The organism is Micromonospora sp. DSM 43699, assembly GCF_055517075.1.
In genome coordinates, this window is the sequence record NZ_JBTMMT010000002.1 from 262987 (window position 1) to 281808 (window position 18822).

The window sequence follows — 18822 nt, forward strand, 5'->3', positions numbered from 1 at the left end:
GGCGTACGGACCGCGTCGTCGCGCCGTTCCACGGGGAGGAGGACCGGGTGCCACTGGTCCGGGGCGAACCGGTCACGTACGCCCCGCGTGGATCGTCGAGGCGTCCCGGTCGTCCAAGATCCCGTCGCGACGGTGGCCCGTCGTGGCCGTCGCCGCAGGCGGGCTGCCGGCGGGCGTGAAGTGCCGCCTCAGGGTGCGCCGCCAGCGGACGGCGGGCAGTTCGGGGTCGAGGGCGGCCAGCCCGGTCGCGTACTTGGAGATGGCCACCGGGCGGTGCCCCCGACTCCAGAGCAGGCGGTCGACGTGCGAGGCGGTGGAGCCGGTCTTCGTCTCGACGATCGCCAGCTCGGGCAGCGCCAGCCGACGACCGAGACTGTCCTCCCAGTGCAGTGCGACGTCGATGGTCGCCCGGCTTCCGGTCGTGGGCAGATAGAGCGTGCTGCGCAGGTAGCCGGTGGTGAGAGTCGGCGCGAACGTCAGGGCGGGCCCGGTGTCGACGGCCGTGAGCACACCGTCGACGAACGACCGTCCGGGGGTGAGGGTGCGGCTGTCGTCGGGGCGGTAGGGCAGCCGCTGCTTGACCGTGCCGCCGCGGGTGCCCTCGGTCTTCACCTCCAACCAGCAGAGACCGGAGTCGAGGTACGTCCGTGTTCTGATCTTGAATCGGCGGCGACGTCGGCGGGCGGTGAGTCGGAAGCTGATCAGGTCGGCGGTGTCGAAGTAGATCGACTCGTAGCGGAAGGACCGCCTGCCGTCGATCTCCAGCACCTGGTCGGTCCGGTCGAGCCCGGCGATCAGGTGGGGGATCTCGGCGAGCGGAAGCAGGTACTTGCGGTCGAACCGGGTCTGTAGGGCGGCGCGCTCGGTCAGCTCCGCCAGCCCGATCGGCGTGAGGTGGGCCAGTGCGGCGGTGGACGGGCCGAAGGGGGTCATCGCGCCGTACCCGTCTGGGTCGGGCGTCGCCCGCCGGCCGCGGTGACCCTCGGCCGCGAGTAGCGGACGTCGACGACAGTGGTGTCGTTGACCAGGTCGATCCGCTCCACGTTGACGTTGTGCACCCGGGCGCCGAGCAGTTGCTCCAGGTGGGCGGTGAGGGCGACGGAGTCGGTGACCGCGCTGTCCAGCACGATGACGTGCCGGCGGTACCGGCGCAGCAGCCTGGGGTGGTCCCCGACGTACATCACGGCGAGGATCAGCGCCGTCAGCGCGCCGACCATCCAGACCGAGGTGCCGGAGAGCGGGCCGAGGATGCCGAGTGCGAGCGCCGAGAAGTAGTACGCCACCTCGTGCTGGTCGAGTTCGGTGGAGCGGAGCCGGATGATCGACAGCACCCCGAACAGCCCCAGCCCGAGGCCGGCGCCGACGGTGCTGCTGCTGAGCGAGCTGGCTACGGCGAACACGCCGACGTTGACGCCGAGGTAGGCCACCACCAGGTCCCGCCGCCGGTGGCGTGGGAAGTACAGCGCGAAGACGAGCAGGACCACGGCGACCAGGTCCACTCCGGCCAGGACCATGCGCGACATATTTCTCCTTCGGGTCTCCGCCCGCCGTCTTCCCGGTCCCCGGCGTCCGACGGATGGGCAGCAGATCGATGAGTGAAAGATTGGTGAGCACCCGACCGGGCCGTCGGATGCGGAGGCCCTGTGGGCCGGGAGCCGGGGGAACGAGGGGGGCCACCGTCGTCCGGGGTGCCGGTCAGGGCCGATCGGACCCTGACCGGCGAGCCCGACGACTCAGAACCGCCCGTACTTGCCGGCGGTGACGCCGGTCAGCACCCGGGTGGCGCCGGTGATGCTGCCGCCGGTGTACAGGCCGCCGACGTTGGTGCCGCTCACGCTGCCACCGGTGTAGATGTCGTACCGCTGACCGTTGGTGATCCGGTTGGACGAGAAGACGACCTCCCGGACGGTGGCCGAGGTCCGGTACGAGGCCAGCACCGTGCTACCGGACACGACGTGCACGATGGTGTTGGCGGCCAGGTTGGCGTTGAACCGGGGGGCCACCCAGCCCTGACCGGTGTTCGGCACCGCCCGGAAGACCGCCAACGAGGTCAGCGCGGCGCCCACCACCGTGCCGCCGGTGAAGGCGATCGGTCCGTCGGCGTCGATGGCACCCTCGCCACCGCCCCTGGTGCTGGAGCCCCGGGCCACCACGGTGCCCCCGGCGAAGGTGAGCGATCCGTTGGAGTCGAAGCCGTCGGTGCCACCGGTGGCCACCACCGTGCCCCCGGTGACCTTGATGAACGCGATCGCGGAGGGCTCCATCTCACCGAGGCCCTCCTCCGCGGCGTTGACCGCGTCGTCGCTTGCCACGACGGTGATGTTGCCGCCGCTGATGGTGGTCTGGAGCCCCTCCAGCGCCTCGTAGGACCGGGTGACGTTGATGGTGCCGCCGGAGATGTCCAGCACGTTCTCGCCCTTGATGGCGTCGTCGGCGACGGAGGCCGTGATCGTGCCGTTGGTGATGGTGAGGACGCCCTTGCCGGCCTCGGTGTCGTTGGACTTGAGCCCGTCGCCGCCGGAGGAGGTCACGTTGATCGTGCCGCCGTTGACGGTGAGCGAGTCCTTGCCCCGGATCGCGTCGTCCACCGCGTTGACGGTGATGGTGCCGGACTGGATCACCAGGTCGTCCTTGCTGACGATGCCGTCGGCGTGGTTGGCGCGCACGGTCAACGAGCCGGTGCCGCCGATGGTCAGGTCGGCGGCGCTGAACAGTGCGGAGTCCGGCTCGCCGCTGTTGGTGTACGTCGTCGCGTCGGTGAGGTTGTTGCTGGTCCCGGCGGCGAGCGTGACGGTGACCGCGCTGGCCCTGGTCACGTACAACGGCGAGGAGGTCGAGTTGGTGATCGACGCGCCCGCGAGGACGAGTTCCACGGTGCCGGTGACGGCGGAGTCCACCCTGACGTAGCCGTTGTTCAACGTGCCCCTGATCTCGTACGAGCCGGGGGCGGTGATGGTGACGGCGCTGCCGGCGACGGTGACGTTGCTGCCGGAGACGCTTGCGCCGGTGCCGTTGAGGGTGATCGTGGCGGTCGCTGCGGCGGCGACGGCCGCGACGGCGAGCGGGCCGGCCAGCAGGGCTGCCGTGAGTCCGGCCAGGGCGGTGGTGCGGCGTGCGGTGGCTTTCATGGTGGTCCTGCTCCTCGGTGGGGGCGGTGGCCGATGGGTGCCTCGAACGCGGGCTTCCGCCAGGGTGAACGGAAGGTGAACGAGGCTCAACATCGAGGATCGTAAATGAAAGGCCGATCGCTCCGATAGCTCTTGAGGCGCAGAATCCGGCGTATATATATGGATGACAGCCTATTCACAGCAATGTCATGAAGGGGTGGGTCGGGGCGGCTCAGATGACGATGACCACCTTCGCGCGGGCGTGTCCACCTTCGAGATGGCCGATGGCCAGGGGCGCCTCGTGGAGCGGATAGGTCCGGTCGACGACCGGGGTGAGGTGGCCGGCCTCGGCGTGGTGGCGGAGTGTGTCGAGCTGTTCCCGGTCGGGGGTCGCGGTGGGGACGACGATGCGCTGCCGGACGAAGGGCGCCAGCAGCCGCCCCCGCAGGAGAAGCCGGACGGGCCCGAGGAGGCTGCCGCCGTGGTAGCCGCCCCCACCGGAGAGCACCAGCGTCCCGGTGGGGGTCAGGGCCCGCCGGAGCGCGGTGAGGGAGCGGTTGCCGACCAGGTCGAACACGACGTCGTGGCGGGGGCCGTGGCTGAAGTCCGCCCGGGTGTAGTCGACGACCCGGTCGGCGCCGAGCGAGCGGACCAGGTCGACGTTTCGGCTGCTGCAGACCCCGGTCACGGTCGCGCCGAGCGCCGTGGCGAGCTGGACGGCGAGGGTGCCGACGCCACCGGCGGCGCCGTTGACGAGCACCCGGTGGCCGGGCCCGACCCGCCCGGCGTCGCGCAGTCCCGCCAGTGCGGTGCAGCCGGCCAGCGGCAGGGCGGCGGCCTGCTGCGACGTCAGGTTCGCCGGCCTCGGTGCGACCCGGGTCACCGGGGCGCACACGTACTCGGCGAACGCCCCGTTTGCGTCCCCGAGGTCACCGAACACGTGGTCGCCCGGACGTAGCTGTCGCACGTCGACGCCGACGGCCTCGACCCGACCGGCGAAGTCGCGGCCGCGGACGCGCGCCCGGGGCCGCGTCACGCCCAGGGCCAACCGCGCCATCCGGGGATCGCCCCGCATCACATGCCAGTCGTACGCGTTGACTGCCGCGGCCTCGACCCGCACCAGCACCTCGTCTGCGGCGGGCACCGGCACGTCGACGTCCGCCAGCGACAACGTCTCCGGTGACCCGTATCGATCCTGGACGATCGCCTTCATCCATCCCCTCCTCGCTAGTGTACGCCGTACACCTAACGCTCATCACGGTAGGTGTACGGCGTACACCTGTCAATGCGGATATGGTCTCTCCGCCGACCGAGGACGGGAACCGAGATGGTTGAGCAGGCTGAGACGCTGCGCCGGACGCCCCTGAGCAGGGACCGGGTGCTGCGCGCCGCCGTGGCGCTCGCCGACGGGGCCGGGATCGAGTCGCTCAGCATGCGCAACCTCGCGCAGGATCTGGGCGTCGTGCCGATGGCCCTCTACAAGCACGTGGCGAACAAGGACGAACTGCTCGACGGCATGGTCGACGTGATAATCGACGAGATCGACCCGCTGGTGCCGGACGTCGACTGGAAGCGGGCGATCCGCCGACGCGTCCTGTCGGCGCGGCGGGTGCTCCGGCGTCACCCCTGGGCGCCGCTCGCGATCGAGTCGCGGAACATGGCGACGCCTGCCGTCCTCGCCTACCTCGACTCGATGATCGGGACGCTGCGGGCCGGCGGGCTCTCGGTCGACCTCACCCACCACGTCATGCACGCGATGGGCAGCCGGATCCTGGGTTTCAGCCAGGAGTTGTTCGACGCCTCCCGGCAAGCGGGTCGGTCCGGTCCGACCGACCCGGAACCTCCGGCGCCCCTACCGCCGGAGGTCGCGGCCCGGTTTCCCCACGTCGCGGAGATCGCCCTGGCGGCGTCCCACGACGACGGGTCCGTCGTGGGACAGGGCTGCGACGACCAGTTCGAGTTCGAGTTCGCGCTGGACCTGCTGCTGGACGGCATCGAACGGCTACGCCGGCAGGGCTGGACGTCGGCACGCTGATCCGCCGGGCGTGCTGCGCGATCCGGCCCACCAGCCGGCCGTCGTCACCGGCGGCTTTTCAGGGGACGGTCTCAGCCGACCCGGATCGCGCCGGCCGGGCAGAGGTCGACGGCCCGGTCGAGGCGCTCCCGGAGGGCTGCGCGCGGTGCGGGGTCGCGCAGCAGCACCAGGCCGTCCGCGTCGTCCTGCTCGAAGACCTCCGGTACGGCGAGGACGCAGTTGCCCGATCCACAGCAGCGCGCCCGATCGACTGCCACCCGCAACGTCGTCCCCTCGTCCGCCCGCGGGCCGGGCGTCACCAGGTCACCGGGAGGGCGTCGAGGCCGAACACGATCGAGTTGTCCCGGGTGCTCAGCTCCTGCGGGTCCGCCGTCACGCGGAGGTCGGGGAAACGGCGGGCCAGCTCCACCAGCGCGATGCGCAGTTCGGCGCGGGCGAGCGGTTGCCCGATGCACTGGTGCATCCCGAACCCGAAGGCCAGGTGCCGGTGGGCCTGCCGGTACGGGTCGAACCCGTCGGGTTCGTCGAAGACCTCGGCGTCCCGGTTGGCCAGCGCGATCAGGACGATGGCACCCTCGCCGGCCCGGATCAGCCGGCCGCCGATCTCGACGTCCTCGGTGGCCACTCGGAGCAGACCGGTCCGGACGATGCTGAGGTAGCGCAGCAGTTCGTCGACCAGCCCGGCCGCGAGTTCGGGTCGGTCGCGCAGGAGCGCGTACTGCTCGGGGTGGCGGGTCAGCAGCAGGACGCTCAGGCCGATCATGTTGGCGGTGGTCTCGTGGCCGGCGATGAGCAGCAGCAGCGCCATCCCCACCAACTCGTCGACGCCGAGCTCGCCCGGCTCGACGCGTTCCCGGATCAACCGGATGAGGAGGTCGTCCGCCTCGTCGAGACGAACCCGCTTACGGTCGATCAGCGCCCGGAGGTAGTCCCGCAGCTCCCCGACGGTGTGCTGGATCTCCTCCGGCGACGTCCCGCGGTCGAGCAGGACGCGGCTGCGGGACTGGAAGAAGTCGTGATCGGCATAGGGGACGCCGAGCAGGTGGCAGATCACCTTGGACGGCATGGGCAGGGCGAACGTCGACACGAGGTCGGCCGGGGCGCCGGCGGCGGCCAGGTCGGCCAGGGCCTCGTCTACGGTCTGTGCGATCAGCGGCTCGATCCGACGCACGTTCTTGATCATGAACTCGGCGGTGAGCATCCGTCGTAGTCGGAAGTGCGCATCGCCGTCCAGCTGGATGAACGTGCCCTCGGAGTTCCGCGTCGCCTCGGGTGGCAGCGGGCGGAGCAGCGGAAAACCGGGGCGGCTGAGGTCGGAGCTGAACGCCGGGTGGCGCAGCAGTTGACGTACGTCGGTGTGCCGACTGACCAGCCAGGCGGTCGCGCCGGTGGGCAGCAGCACCCGGGTCACCGGGCCGACGTACCGCTGCCGTTCGGCGTCGTCGAGCGGGGTGAACGGGCTGCGGGCCGAGTTGACCGGCGGCCACTGGGGCAGCTCGGTCTTCGTGGACTGTGTCATGTGGAACATCTCCTGCCATGACCCTGAGTAATCGTATCGATGCATGACGTTACTCATCGGCCGGGGTCCACACAACCCTGCGCCGTCGACGACCCCACGGCCCGCGCCGACGGATCGGCGCGGGCCGTGGGGCCGGTGGGTAGCGGTCGACCCGAGGGTCGACCGCTCAGCTCGCACAGACGGCGTACGCGCGTACCTTCCAGTTGCCGCTGAAACCGCTCTCGTCCTCCGCCGCGCGGACGGTCGCCGTCGTCGACGAGGTGGGCCGTAGTTCGGTCAGACGTACCTGACCCTCACCGCCGACGATCTCGCCACCCACCCCGTGCACCCGGGTGCCGGCCGGGCAGGTCGCGGTGACCGTGCGGCTGGCCGTCGAGTTGTCAGCGCTGTCCACGGTCACCCGCTGCTCCCCGGCGAGCGGGTCGACGCAGATCACCGAGGCGTCCACCGACCAGTTGCCCGCGAAGGCGTTGCCGGCCTCGACCCCCGCCACCGTCACGCTGCTCTGGTGAATCCGCAGGTCCTCCAGGAGCACGTCACTCGCCCCCGAGCCGACGGCCGCACCGCCCCCGCCGATCGCCCGCTTGCCCGCCGGGCAGAACAACTCCAGGAACTTCGGGTTGGTCGAGTTGACCGCCGAGTGGCCGGTCACCACCTCCAGACCCGCCGGTGCCGGGGCACAGATCGCGGTGGCGGTGACCGCCCAGTTCCCGGCGACACCGTTCGGGTCCTCGCGCCCGGTCACCGAGTAGAGCGCGGCGTCGGCCAGCGGCTGCACGATGTCCATGCCCACCTGGCCGAGGCCCGACCCGGTGATCGCCCCACCGCCGCCGATGACCGCGGTGCCCGTCGGGCAGACCGCGCTCTGCGACTTGGCGACGCTGTTGCTCGGCCCGGTCGTCGTACGGATCGACAGGCCGGGCACCGCCGCCACCGGCCCGCTGAGCGCGACCTGACCGAGCACGACCGTGCTCAGCAGGGCGCCGCCCAGGGTGACCGCCCGACGCGTCCACCGGTGTCGGTGCAGTTCCTTGCGCATGGTGTCTCCTTGTTCGTTCGGTCCGGCACCGGTCGGTCCCGGTTCGTCTGGGATGTGCGGGGAACGGTCGGTCAGGGGGTGAGCCGCCGGATCCGGACCGGCACGGAGTCCGTGCCGACCAGTCCCGTCGAGTCGAAGACCTCCAGCCAGACCGACCAGGTGGTGGTGTCGGTGCCACTGGTCAGCTGGGCCAGCGCCGCGGTGAAGGACGCACAGTTCTTCGGCGTGCCCTTGTCGTCGACCGGCTCGCCGGTGGGCACCCCGCTGCCCTGGCACAGCACCTGCTTGACGCCACCGTCGCCGTACGCGGTCCACCGGAAGCGGGTCCCGGCGACCGCGCCGTCCTCGACGTCGACCCCGGTCCCGGCCAACGCGACCGACTTCGGCCCAGCCTCGATCGTGGTCAACTCCAGGGCCGACGCCGGCAGGGTGATCGTGGCGGTCGGCCGGGACTGCCCGGCCGGTGCCGAGGTGACCGAGAAGGCACGCTGCACGCTCGCGCCACCCGCCGCGAACGTCACGGTGTACGCCCCCGGCGTGACCGCGTTCGCCGGCAGCAGCGCCTGGTGGCCGGTCTTCTCCAGGACCACCGTGTTGCCACGCCGGACCGTCCACGACACCTTCGCGTCCGGGAGTTGCCCGAAGAGGTCCGGATCGTTCGAGGTGCCGAGCAGCCCGACCGGCTGCCCCGCCGGGAGGGTCGACCCCGCCGGTGGCGAGATGATCCCCACCGTCGTCGGGCTGTCCACCACCGTGACGGTCACCGACGCCGACCCGGTACGCCCGAGGCTGTCGGTGGCGCTGGCGGTGATGACGTGGCTGCCGGCGGAGAGCGACGGCACGAACGTCTGCGACCCGGTGGCCAGTTCACCGTCGATGCTGCTGGTCCAGGTGAGCGGGATCTCCTTGCCCAGGAAGTCGGTGGCGGTGCCCCACAGGTCCACCGACTGGTTCACCCCGAACTTCTGCTTGGTCTTCGGGGTGCTGATGTGCACCGTGGGCTTGCCCACGGTGACGCCCAGCGCCTCGGCGACGGCGGCCAGCGCGTCGACCCGGCGCTGGCTGCCTGTCACCTTGGCGCCCAGCCCGCCGACGTGGGCGGTGCCGTTGAGGATGGCCCGGACCTGCTCGGAGGTGAGCGTCGGGTCGGCGGCCATCACCAGGGCAGCGACCCCGCCCACGAACGGCGAGGCCACGCTGGTGCCGCAGGTGGTCTTCGTGGTGTTGACCGCCGGCGTGCCCGGATCGGTCAGGCCCGCCACACACATCGGACCGTAGATCTCCACCGACGTGGTGAGGTCCTTGGTGCCCCAGTTCGACCCGCCCGCCACTGTCGCGTTCGTGTTCATCCCGCCCACGCACATGACGTGGGTGCTCTCGCAGGGCACCCAGAGGGTGTCGCCGTCGACGTTCGTGCCGTTGTTGCCGGCGGCGGCGACGATCAGCGCACCGGTGTCCCTGACGTGCTTCATCCGGCGGTCGGTCCATGTGCGCGCGTGGTTGCCGCCGAGGTTGACGTCCCGGCTGAAGCTGAGGTTGACCACGTCCGGGTGGGTCGCCTCGGCGGCCTTCTCCAGCCGCCGCAGGACCGTCCAGTAGTCGATGCCGTTGCGGACGCCCACCAGCTCCTGGACCACCGGACCGGCCGGACCGGCGGTGCCGTAGTCGTTGTCGACCCGACCCATCCCGGCGAGCACCACGTCGGTGGCGTGCCACGGGCAGGCCGAACCACCGGTGCAGTCGTTGGTGTTGGTCTCGCCCCACTCCGCCTTGTGCAGCGACACCTTGCTCGGGAAGTCGGCGTTGGACTGGAACCCACCGTCCTGCACCAGGTACTTCACCTGCTTGGTCAGCTTGCCCTTGCTCTCGAGTAGCTGCCAGGCCGGCGCGACCCCGATGTCCAGCGCGCCACCGGCCCGCATGAACGTCCAGTCGAAGACGTTCTTGCCGATGTCGGGAGCCTCGAACACCTGGCCGTCGACGATGCCGGACGGCTCCACCAGCCAGTCGAGGACCAGTTCGGTGTCCGTCCGCCACTCGGCGGCGGCCAGCGCGAGCAGCCGCAGCGCCCGCTCGTCACCGACCCGGTACCCGCCGGACTGACGCGGCTCGGCGGCGAGCAGGTCGGCGACCAGTCCCGCCGGGTCGGCCCGACCGGCGTCCACCCGGACCAGGTGGTCCTGCCCCTCGGCGTCCGGTGCGAACGAATCGAGCACCTGACCACCCCAGCGGGCCAGGAAGGCGTCCAGTTCGGCCTGGCCGGCGACGTGCACCATGACCTCGTCGAGCACCAGGCCGGCGGGGGAGCCGTCCGGTCCGGCCACCACGCCGACCTCGCGACCGGTGCCGGTGCGGCCGACGGGGTCGAGCGACAGCCGTGGCGCGGCCAGGCCCGGGTCGACCCGGAAGGCCAGTGGCTCGGCACTGGTGGTGCCCGGCACCCCGGCCGGTCCGCCCGGCACGGTGGCGGCGGTGGCGTCCACCGAGGTGGTCGCGACGAGTCCGGCGGCGAGCGTCGCCACCACTACGGTGGCCAGGTACCGGCGTCTCCCGGCGCCCGGTCGGTGTGTCGCGGAACGTGTCCTGTCCATGGGTGTCTCCCCGGTGTCGGCGGTGCGATGACACCGGTAGGAGCGCCGTCGGGTCGGCATGCCAACAGAAAGTTCCCGGAGAACTTTTTCTTCGCTCTACTGGACCGGTAGACGAGCGGTGGGGGCACGGATGGACGTGACGGCGCAGGACGACCGGGCGATCGTCGAGTTGCTGCGGCGGGGGGACCGGGCCGGCCTGGAGGGCATCTACCGGCGGTACGCCGACCGGCTCTACACGTACGCCCGGATGATGCTGGGCGAGCCGGAGGCGGCGGCGGACGCCGTCCACGACGCGTTCCTCCTCGCTGGTCAGCGCATCGACCAGCTGCGCGACCCGGACCGGCTGCGGCCCTGGCTGTACGCGATCGTGCGGACCGAGTGCCTGCGGCAGTTGCGGCAGCGGTCCCGTTCCGCGCCCCTGACGGAGGCGGCCGAGCCGGTGGCCGACGCCGCCGACCCGGCCGCCGCCGTCAATGCCGACCAGGTACGCGACCTGGTGCACCTGGCGATCGCCGCACTCAACCCCGGCGACCGTGAGGTGGTGCACCTGGCGATCCGCCACGACCTGTCCTCCGTCGATGTCGGCGCGGCGCTCGGGGTGTCCGCCAACCATGCGCACGCCCGGCTGTCCCGGGCCCGCTCCCAGCTCGAACGGGCGCTCGGTGCGCTGCTCGTCGCCCGCAGCGGAGCCCGGGACTGCCCGGCCCTGGCCGACCTGCTCGACGGTTGGCAGGGCCGGCTCACCCCGACCCTGCGCAAGCGGGTCGCCCGACACGTCGACGACTGCGCCCGGTGCGGGCTGCTCCGACGCGAACAGTGCAACCCGGCGGCGCTGCTGACCGCGTACACGGCACCGGGCTTCCTCGTGGTCGCCGAGACGGTGTGGCCGAGACTCGCGGACGCTGACCCGACCGCCCTCCAGGCCGTTGCCGCCGGGCCGCCTGCGGAGGTGCCTGCCGGGCCACCCGCCGACGTGCCTGTCGGGTCGGGAGACGGGGCCGGTGCCGTACCGGCTGTCGGACCCGTGCCGGCGGTGCCCCCGGACGATGCGGTGGCCCCGGATGAATCTGCGCCCCCGGGCAATGCGGTGGTTCCGGGCGATGTGGTGGCCCGGGGCGATGCGGTGGCCCGGGGCGGATCGGTGGCCCGGGGCGGATCGGTGGCGTCGCGTGCCGCCGTCCAGTCGGTCCGGGTGACTCCGGTGGCGACCGCCGCGACCGCGGCCCGGGGCCGGCGGGACCGGCGGCGGTGGCTCACGCTCGCCGGCGTTTTGTTGTTCCTCGTCGCGGTCGGTACCTGGGCGCTCGCACCTGGCAGGCCGGTCGCCGAGCGGGTGGCGGACACGTCCGGCGCGCCGTTCAACGGATTGGCGGGGCCGTCGGTCGCTGCCACCACCGCCGGTGCCCCCGGCCGGACGGTGCCGACCTCCGGCCCGCCCGGTGTCGATGGCCCGCCCACGCCCGGTGCGCTGCCGGTTGACGCCACCACGATCGCCGGGTCGGGCCCGGGCCGCCCGCCGGCCGCGTCCCGGCCGGCCGGGACGCCGCAGATCGCCGCCCCTTTCACGGTGTCGGCGAACGCACACGTGCGCTGCGGTGCGGGCACCTACAGCCTGGTCGTCCGCGTCACCGGCAGCGCCACGATCGACAGCGCCTGGGTGCGGTGGACCCCTGTCGACGGCGCACCGGAGAGCCGGGCCATGACGGTGGACGGGTCGTCCGCGCGGGCGACCGTCGGGCAGCTGCGCGCGTCGGCTGTTACCTGGTCGGTACGGCTGACCGCCGCCGACGGCCGGGTGGCGGGAAGCCGGTCGTACACGGTGCAGGACACGTGTGTGCGGCCCGGCTGATCGGAAGGACATGGTGGTGGAGTCAGGCACCGCGCCGCTGCCGGGTGCCACCACCGGCCACACGATGGGCCCATGTCCGGACTGGGAGATATTCCTGTTATATGCATTTAGTGCCGTTAAGTGTGTCAAAGTCCGATTGCATCCGCCTTGGTTCCCCACCAGACGACAAACCGGGTCACCGAAGTGCGGCGAAACGCATTCGTGAAAGGGCACACCTTGACTGTCACCACATCGCGCCGCCCACGACGCGCCGTCCTGGCGGCGCTGGCTACCATCGTCGCCGGCGTCACCGCCACCGCCGTGCTGATTCTCAGCGGCACCGGCGCGAGCGCCGCGGAAGCGCCGGTCGGCCTGGGCACCGCCGCGAACTTCTCCGTACTCGCCGGTTCCACCGTGACCAACACCGGCGCGACGTTCCTCGAACAGAGCCTGGGCGTCTCTCCCGGCAACACCGCGCCCGGCTTCCCGCCGGGCACCGTCGGCGGCGAGATCCACCTCGGCGACGCCGTGGCCCTCCAGGCCAAGAACGACCTCACCACCGCCTACAACGACGCCGCCGGACGCACACCCTTCACCGTCCTGCCTGCGGAACTCGGCGGCACCACCCTCACCCCCGGCGTCTACCGCCTCGCCGCCGCACAACTGACCGGGCAGCTCACCCTGGACACCCAGGGCGACCCGGCAGCCGTGTTCATCTTCCAGATCGAGTCGACCCTCACCACCGCCTCCAACAGCAGCGTGGTCTTCATCAACGGCGCCTCACCCTGCAACGTCTACTGGCAGGTCGGTAGCTCGGCGACCATCGGCACGGGCACCCAGTTCGTCGGCAACATCCTCGCCCAGACGTCGATCACGATGACCACCGGCGCCACCCTCCAGGGCCGCGCGCTCGCCCAGACCGGTGCCGTCACCCTCGACACCAACACCATCACCACCCCTGCCTGCCTGCAACCCACCGGCACCCCCACCACCGGCACGCCGACGGCCACGCCGACGGCCACGCCGACGGCCACGCCGACGGCCACGCCGACGGCCACGCCGACGGGCACCCCGACCGGGCAGCCCACGGGCACCCCGACCGGGCAGCCGACGGGCACGCCGACGGGGCAGCCCACCGGCACCCCGACCGGGCAGCCCACCCCCAGCCGCACCAAACTGCCCGTCACGGGTGGCAGTGGTGGCAGCACGTTGGTGCCCGTCCTGACCGGTGTCGGCAGCCTCGCCGTCGCCACCGGTGCGGCACTGCTGACACTGCTGCACCGACGCCGTAGGACGTCCTGACCCTCGGGTCCGGCGGCCGGTCACCGGCCGCCGGACCCGCTGGCGTCACCCACCGAACCGCTGCCGAGCAGCGGTTCGGTGCGTTTCGGACGGCAACCCGCCCCGACGACCGAGCGACGGGGAGGAGAGCGGACATGTAACCGATGGGTTACGCTTCAATGATGGACGAGGTGGCGGCGGCGATCGCCGATCCGATCCGCCGCGGCATCCTCGAACTGCTGCGGGACGGCGATCTGCCCGCCGGGGAGATCGCCGACCGCTTCCCGGTCAGCAGGCCGGCGGTCAGCCGCCACCTACGGGTGCTCAGGGAGAGCGGCCTGGTGCGGAGCGAGCTGGTGGGCCGGCAGCGGCTCTACCGGCTCGACGCCGACCGGTTCACCGCGCTCGTCGACTGGCTCGCCGGGTTCCGCCGCCCACGCGGCTGGGCGCACCACCTCGACGCGCTCGAGACGGAGGTGCACCGCACCCGCCGTGAGCGCCGCACCCGCGACAGGCCGCACCGAGCAGTAGGAGAGACCGCATGACAGGCACCCCCAGCGGGCAGCTGTTCCGCACCGTCACCGGCACCGACCTGGTGCTGGTGCGTACCTTCCGCGCCCCGATCGAGGACGTCTGGGCGAGCGTCACCGAACCCGACCGGACAGCCCGCTGGTTCGGGCGGTGGGAGGGGGACGCCGGCCCCGGCCGGACGATCCGGTTGCAGATGGCGTTCGAGGAGGGGACGCCCTGGACCGAGCTGAGGATCGAGTCGTGCGAGGCCCCCCGGCACCTGGCCGTGTCGGCGACCGACGAGTCCGGCGGTTGGCGGATCGAGCTGGTGCTGACCGAGACGGCCGGCACCACCGAGCTGCGGTTCACCCACCACCTCGACAGCGAGGAGCACGTGGGCGAGATCGGCCCCGGCTGGGAGTACTACCTCGACCTGCTGGTGGCCGCCGGTACCGACGCCGTCGCCGGTACCGACGCGCTGGTGGCCGCCGGTACCGCCACCCCGAGGGTCGACTTCGGCGACTACTACCCGGCGATGAAGCCGTACTTCGAGGAGCTGCGTACCCGGCGCACCTGACCATCGGGAAGTCGCGTCCGACCTGGTCGGACGCGACTTCCCGGAGCACCTGTCCGGCGGCCGTCCGCTCACATCCGTTCGACCGTGCGGATGCCGAGCAGGTGCAGCCCCTGCCGCAGGGTCCGCCCGGTCAGCTCGGTCAGCAGCAGTCGGCTCGCCCGCAGTTCCCCGTCCGCCCGCAGCACCGGGCACCGTTCGTAGAACGCGCTGAACCGGGTGGCCAGCCGGTGCAGGTAGCCGGCGAGTTGGTGGAACTCCGCCGTCCGGGCCACCTCGTCGACGACGGCGGCGAACCCGAGCAGCTCGAACGCCAGCGCCCGTTCGGCCGGCTCTCCGAGCACGATCCGGGCGTCCGCGCCGACCTGCGTGCCGGCCCGCCGCGACACCGCCCTGGTCCGGGCGTACGCGTACTGGAGGTAGGGGGCGGTGTTGCCGTCCAGGGCGAGCATCCGCTCCCAGTCCAGCACGTAGTCGCGGGTCCGGTCGGTGGACAGGTCGGCGTACTTGATCGCCCCGATGCCGACGACCCGGCCGATCTCGGCCGCGCTCGCCTCGTCCAGCTCGGGGTTCTTGGTCCGGGCCAGTGCGGTCGCCCGGGTCACCGCCTCCGTCAGCAGGTCGACCAGCTTCACCGACTCCCCGGCCCGGCTGCGCAGCATCCGCCCGTCCGGGCCGAGGACCGAGCCGAAGCCGAGGTGCTCGGCGCGGGCCTGCGGCCCCAACCAACCGGCCTGCCCGGCCACCGCGAACACCATCGCGAAGTGCTGCCGCTGCGGCAGGCCGACCACGTAGAGCAGCCGGGTCGCGCCCAGCTCGCCGGTGCGCAGCCGCAGCGCGGCCAGGTCCGTCGCGGGGTAGCCGTAGCCGCCGTCGCCCTTGCGCACGATCAACGGCAGCGGGGCGCCGTCCCGTCCGGTGAACCCGGGAGGGAAGGCACAGGTCGCCCCGGCGCTGTCGGTCAGCAACCCGAGCCGGTCGAGGTCGGCCACCACCGTGCCGAGCCGGTCGTCGTAGGCGCTCTCGCCCCGGAAGTCGTCCTCGGTCAGGGTCACGTCGAGCAGCCGGTAAACGTTCAGGAAGTACCGCTGGGACTGCGCGACCAGCAGCCGCCACAGCCGCCGGGCCTCCTGGTCACCGCCCTGCAACGCGACCACCTGCTGCCGGGCCCGCGCCCGGAACTCCGGGTCGGCGTCGAACTTCGAGCGGGCCGCCCGGTAGAACCCGTCCAGGTCGCCGATGGACAGCTCCTGCGCCGCCCCGGCCTCACCGAGGTCCACCAGGTGCGCGATCAGCATCCCGAAGGGGGTGCCCCAGTCGCCCAGGTGGTTGACCCGGACGACCCGGTGCCCGAGCCAGCCCAGCAGCCGTACCGCCGCGTCGCCGATGACAGTCGAGCGCAGGTGCCCGACGTGCATCTCCTTCGCCACGTTGGGCCCCGAGTAGTCGACCACCACGGTCTCCGGATCGGCGGCCACCGGCACCCCGAGCCGGTCGTCGCCGGCCAGGGCGGCGACCATCGCGGCCAACGCGTCGTCGGCGATCGTCAGGTTGACGAAGCCGGGCCCGGAAACCTCCACCGCCGCACAGACGTCGTCGAGGACCGCGCGGTCCAGCACCGCCCCGGCGATCTCGCGCGGCGGCCGGCCGAGCCGCCGCGCCAGCGCCAGCGCCGCGTCGGACTGGAAGTCCGCGCGCGACGAGCGCCGTACCACCGGGGCGACCGGTTCGCCGGCCACGGCGGTGAACGCCGGCGTCAGCCGGTCGGTGAGCAGCCTTTCAAGATCCATGGGTACGCCGATCTGCTCGGATCCGTCGGTCACGCGGATCTCCGGAGGGGGAGAGTCTGCGGACGGACCGAGGGCAGCGGAGGTGACCGGCGGCTCGATCCGCCGGTCGCAGGGGAATGGTCAGCGCGGGCGGGCGACGGATCGCCGGCGTCGCCCGGCACCGACCTGGACGTCGTACGACGTTCCGGTGTGCCGAGCTGTCACGCTGGTCATGTCCGCCAGCGTAGCGGGCCGGCCGGCGGCGGGTACACCGCGATCGCCGACCGGCCCGGTGGCCGTACGTCGGCTCAGGACGATCCGGTCGCGGCGGCCCGGCGGGCCCGCTCGGCCCGGCGGCGGACCTGCTGGTAGGCGGCGGTCAACCCCATTGCCCGGCGGACCTCCACCAGGGTGGCCCGGACCCGCTCCCGGGTCCGTTCGGTGCCCTCGACGATCAGCTGGTCGACCAGCCCGGGTTGCGCCTCGATCCGGGCGCGGCGCTCCCGGATCGGGTCGAGGAACCGGTTGAGCGCGCCCGCCAGGGCCTCCTTGACCTCCACGTCACCGATCCGGCCGGCCCGGTACCGCGCGGCGAACTCCGCGACCTGCTCCCGGTCCGGATTGAACACCGCGTGGTACGCGAAGACCGGGTTCCCCTCCACCGTCCCCGGTACGTCGGCCCGGACCCGGTTCGGGTCGGTGTACATCCCCATGACCTTGCGGCGGACCGTGGCCGGGTCGTCGGAGAGCGCGATGGCGTTGCCCCGGGACTTGCTCATCTTGGCCTGTCCGTCGGTGCCGACCAGGGTCGGCGTGGCCGACATGATCAGCTCCGGCACCGGGAAGACGTCGCCGTAGAGGTGGTTGAACCGCCTGGCGATCTCCCGGGTCACCTCGACGTGCGCGGCGTTGTCCCTGCCGACCGGTACCACGTGCGCCCGGACACACAGGATGTCGGCGGCCTGGAGGACGGGATAACCGAGCAGCCCGTACGGGATCTCGTCGCGTCCCGCGTCCCGGGCCATCTCCCGCACCGACGGCACCCGTTCCAGCCGGGGCACGGTCACCAGGTTCTGCAACAGCGTGTTGAGGTCGCCGACCTCGGGAATGGCCGACTGCAGATAGAACGCCGCCCTCGCGGGGTCGACACCGCAGGAGAGGATGTCGGTGACCATCTCCCGGGCGTTGCCGGACACCGCGGCGATGTCGTCCCGGCTGTTACGGGTGGTCAACATGTGCAGGTCGGCGATGATGAAGAAACTCTCGTGCCGATGGTGCAGCGCCACCCGGTTGGCGATGCTGCCGACGTAGTGGCCGAGGTGCAGTCGCCCGGTCGGGCGGTCGCCGGTGAGCATCCGTGAGACGGACATGCTGGTACGCCTTTCGTGCCGGAGGAACGGTGCGGGACGCGCGGACGCGCGACCGACCCGGGGCGGTCGTCGCCCATCGAGGTCGGGAGGAGCGGCTCGTCAGAGCACGGGCCGCCATCGCCCGCCGGCGCGGAACCGCATTCCGCCGGCACGAAGGAGGTCGAGGGTCCACTCCCGGCCGGGGCCGGGGCGGGTGGGAACGGGCACCGACGGCTCGCCCGGCAGACCGACCACGGCCTCCGGCGCGGGTGGGACCGGTCGGAACATGGTTCCACGGTAGTTGTCGAAGGCCGCTCCGTGGGGACGCACCGGGCGTCCACCCGGTCGGGCGAGCCGGTGCTGGGATACTCGTCGACCATGGTCTTGTCGCGGGGTTGGTCGCTGTTCCTGGTCGGGGTCGGGGCGTGGAGCTGGGTCATCTGGCCCAGGTTCGGGCTCGCCATCTGGAACGATCCGCGCTCCTGGGGCGGTGGCGCGATCGGCGAGGGGACGCCGACCGGCTTCCTCTGGATTCACGCGCTGTTGATCGCCGCCTCGCTGTTGATCGGCACCGTCGTCGGGGCGCTCGGCGTTCGGGGGTGGCGGGCAGTTCGCCGCCCTGTCGGGCGCTGACCTGCGGATTTGACGATCAAACCCGAAACCGCGTAACTTTCTCTCTGCCAGCGCGGAACGGGGCAAACGGGACGAAAGTCCTGGAGGTCGAGTTTCGGGGTTTGGCACCGGCTCGTTCGGGGCACCAACCTGAACGACACGGACCGGGTGGTGCTCGCCAAAACGCCGCAGGGCGGATTTGGTCGGGCGGAACCGACCGGGTAGTGTTCTAGACCGGCAGGGCACCGGGCGAGCTTGCGGGAGACCGCAGCGGCCGGTTCTGCAAAATCCAATGATCGAGCACAGTGCATGCCGCTGCGCGCGCTCAGTGGAGCAATGCCGTACGAAGCGTGACACACCGGGACACACCGGTTGACACGGCGAAGACGGTGAGGTAACGTAGTAAAAGTGCCTGGCGCGGAAGCGCGGGGTGTGTTTGGACGAGATACCCCAGGTCGGGGGTTCTGCGGTGCAGGGCTTCCGGGTGGTGTGTGGTTGTTCTTTGAGAACTCAACAGGGTGCTTGATAAGCCAGTGCCAATGATGATTTATACCCCGCGCTGGGCAGACTTTCGGGTTTGTTCGGTGGGGATTCCTTTGGCAACATTT

Annotated in this window: 17 protein-coding genes; 6 read left to right on the top strand and 11 right to left on the bottom strand. The window is 71.8% G+C overall.

Annotated features, from left to right (window positions below; translation table 11 throughout):
- Window positions 1-72: 72 nt before the first annotated feature.
- The 4 genes from AC0AIB_RS02485 to AC0AIB_RS02500 form a co-directional block, all read right to left on the bottom strand.
- Window positions 73-933 (bottom strand): polyphosphate polymerase domain-containing protein, encoded by an 861-nt coding sequence (locus AC0AIB_RS02485; RefSeq protein ID WP_328341990.1) that lies wholly within the window; start codon window positions 931-933, stop codon window positions 73-75.
- Window positions 930-1523: a DUF4956 domain-containing protein gene (locus AC0AIB_RS02490; protein WP_328341992.1), complete on the bottom strand. Its 594-nt coding sequence runs from the start codon at window positions 1521-1523 to the stop codon at window positions 930-932. The genes AC0AIB_RS02485 and AC0AIB_RS02490 overlap by 4 nt, the downstream gene beginning before the upstream one ends.
- Before the next feature lie 210 nt (window positions 1524-1733).
- On the bottom strand, window positions 1734-3128 hold the full coding sequence (locus AC0AIB_RS02495) for a carbohydrate-binding domain-containing protein (RefSeq protein WP_328341994.1): 1395 nt from the start codon (window positions 3126-3128) through the stop codon (window positions 1734-1736).
- 211 nt (window positions 3129-3339) lie between these two features.
- On the bottom strand, window positions 3340-4320 hold the full coding sequence (locus tag AC0AIB_RS02500; protein WP_465095906.1) for an NAD(P)-dependent alcohol dehydrogenase: 981 nt from the start codon (window positions 4318-4320) through the stop codon (window positions 3340-3342).
- 114 nt (window positions 4321-4434) lie between these two features.
- Here AC0AIB_RS02500 and AC0AIB_RS02505 point away from each other — a divergent pair, with 114 nt between their 5' ends.
- On the top strand, window positions 4435-5142 hold the full coding sequence (locus tag AC0AIB_RS02505; protein ID WP_328341998.1) for a TetR/AcrR family transcriptional regulator: 708 nt from the start codon (window positions 4435-4437) through the stop codon (window positions 5140-5142).
- 71 nt (window positions 5143-5213) lie between these two features.
- Here AC0AIB_RS02505 and AC0AIB_RS02510 read toward each other — a convergent pair whose 3' ends face one another.
- From AC0AIB_RS02510 to AC0AIB_RS02525, 4 genes are all read right to left on the bottom strand, one after another.
- On the bottom strand, window positions 5214-5441 hold the full coding sequence (locus AC0AIB_RS02510; protein WP_328342000.1) for a ferredoxin: 228 nt from the start codon (window positions 5439-5441) through the stop codon (window positions 5214-5216).
- Entirely contained in the window at window positions 5438-6661 is a 1224-nt protein-coding gene (locus AC0AIB_RS02515; protein ID WP_328342002.1) for a cytochrome P450, read from the bottom strand. The genes AC0AIB_RS02510 and AC0AIB_RS02515 overlap by 4 nt, the downstream gene beginning before the upstream one ends.
- A 166-nt stretch (window positions 6662-6827) precedes the next feature.
- A complete protein-coding gene (locus AC0AIB_RS02520; RefSeq protein ID WP_328342003.1) occupies window positions 6828-7700 on the bottom strand; it encodes a hypothetical protein in 873 nt (290 codons plus the stop codon).
- 71 nt (window positions 7701-7771) lie between these two features.
- The gene (locus AC0AIB_RS02525; RefSeq protein ID WP_465095907.1) at window positions 7772-10291 is read right to left on the bottom strand and encodes a S8/S53 family peptidase; all 2520 of its coding nucleotides are present in this window, start codon (window positions 10289-10291) and stop codon (window positions 7772-7774) included.
- Between the two features lie 136 nt (window positions 10292-10427).
- On the opposite strand from AC0AIB_RS02525, the gene AC0AIB_RS02530 reads away from it, so the two are divergent.
- The 4 genes from AC0AIB_RS02530 (at window position 10428) to AC0AIB_RS02545 (ending at window position 14487) form a co-directional block, all read left to right on the top strand.
- A complete protein-coding gene (locus AC0AIB_RS02530; protein ID WP_465095908.1) occupies window positions 10428-12140 on the top strand; it encodes a sigma-70 family RNA polymerase sigma factor in 1713 nt (570 codons plus the stop codon).
- Between the two features lie 216 nt (window positions 12141-12356).
- Window positions 12357-13421, top strand: coding sequence for an ice-binding family protein (locus AC0AIB_RS02535; RefSeq protein ID WP_465095909.1), 1065 nt, complete (start codon window positions 12357-12359; stop codon window positions 13419-13421).
- A gap of 161 nt (window positions 13422-13582) precedes the next feature.
- Entirely contained in the window at window positions 13583-13945 is a 363-nt protein-coding gene (locus tag AC0AIB_RS02540) for a metalloregulator ArsR/SmtB family transcription factor (protein WP_465095910.1), read from the top strand.
- Window positions 13942-14487 (top strand): SRPBCC family protein, encoded by a 546-nt coding sequence (locus AC0AIB_RS02545; protein ID WP_465095911.1) that lies wholly within the window; start codon window positions 13942-13944, stop codon window positions 14485-14487. Before AC0AIB_RS02540 ends, AC0AIB_RS02545 begins: the two co-directional genes overlap by 4 nt.
- Before the next feature lie 68 nt (window positions 14488-14555).
- Here AC0AIB_RS02545 and argS read toward each other — a convergent pair whose 3' ends face one another.
- The 3 genes from argS to AC0AIB_RS02560 all read right to left on the bottom strand — a co-directional run bounded on the left by argS (window position 14556) and on the right by AC0AIB_RS02560 (window position 17890).
- The gene (gene argS / locus AC0AIB_RS02550; RefSeq protein WP_465095919.1) at window positions 14556-16274 is read right to left on the bottom strand and encodes an arginine--tRNA ligase; all 1719 of its coding nucleotides are present in this window, start codon (window positions 16272-16274) and stop codon (window positions 14556-14558) included.
- A gap of 287 nt (window positions 16275-16561) precedes the next feature.
- Window positions 16562-17623 carry a tryptophan--tRNA ligase gene (gene trpS / locus AC0AIB_RS02555; RefSeq protein ID WP_465095912.1) on the bottom strand — a complete coding sequence of 354 codons (1062 nt, stop codon included), beginning with the start codon at window positions 17621-17623 and terminating at the stop codon, window positions 16562-16564.
- Between the two features lie 99 nt (window positions 17624-17722).
- A complete protein-coding gene (locus AC0AIB_RS02560) occupies window positions 17723-17890 on the bottom strand; it encodes a hypothetical protein (protein WP_465095913.1) in 168 nt (55 codons plus the stop codon).
- Window positions 17891-17980: 90 nt separating this feature from the next.
- Between AC0AIB_RS02560 and AC0AIB_RS02565 the strand changes: the two genes are divergently transcribed.
- On the top strand, window positions 17981-18235 hold the full coding sequence (locus tag AC0AIB_RS02565) for an SCO4848 family membrane protein (RefSeq protein WP_328342017.1): 255 nt from the start codon (window positions 17981-17983) through the stop codon (window positions 18233-18235).
- Window positions 18236-18822 lie beyond the last annotated feature (587 nt).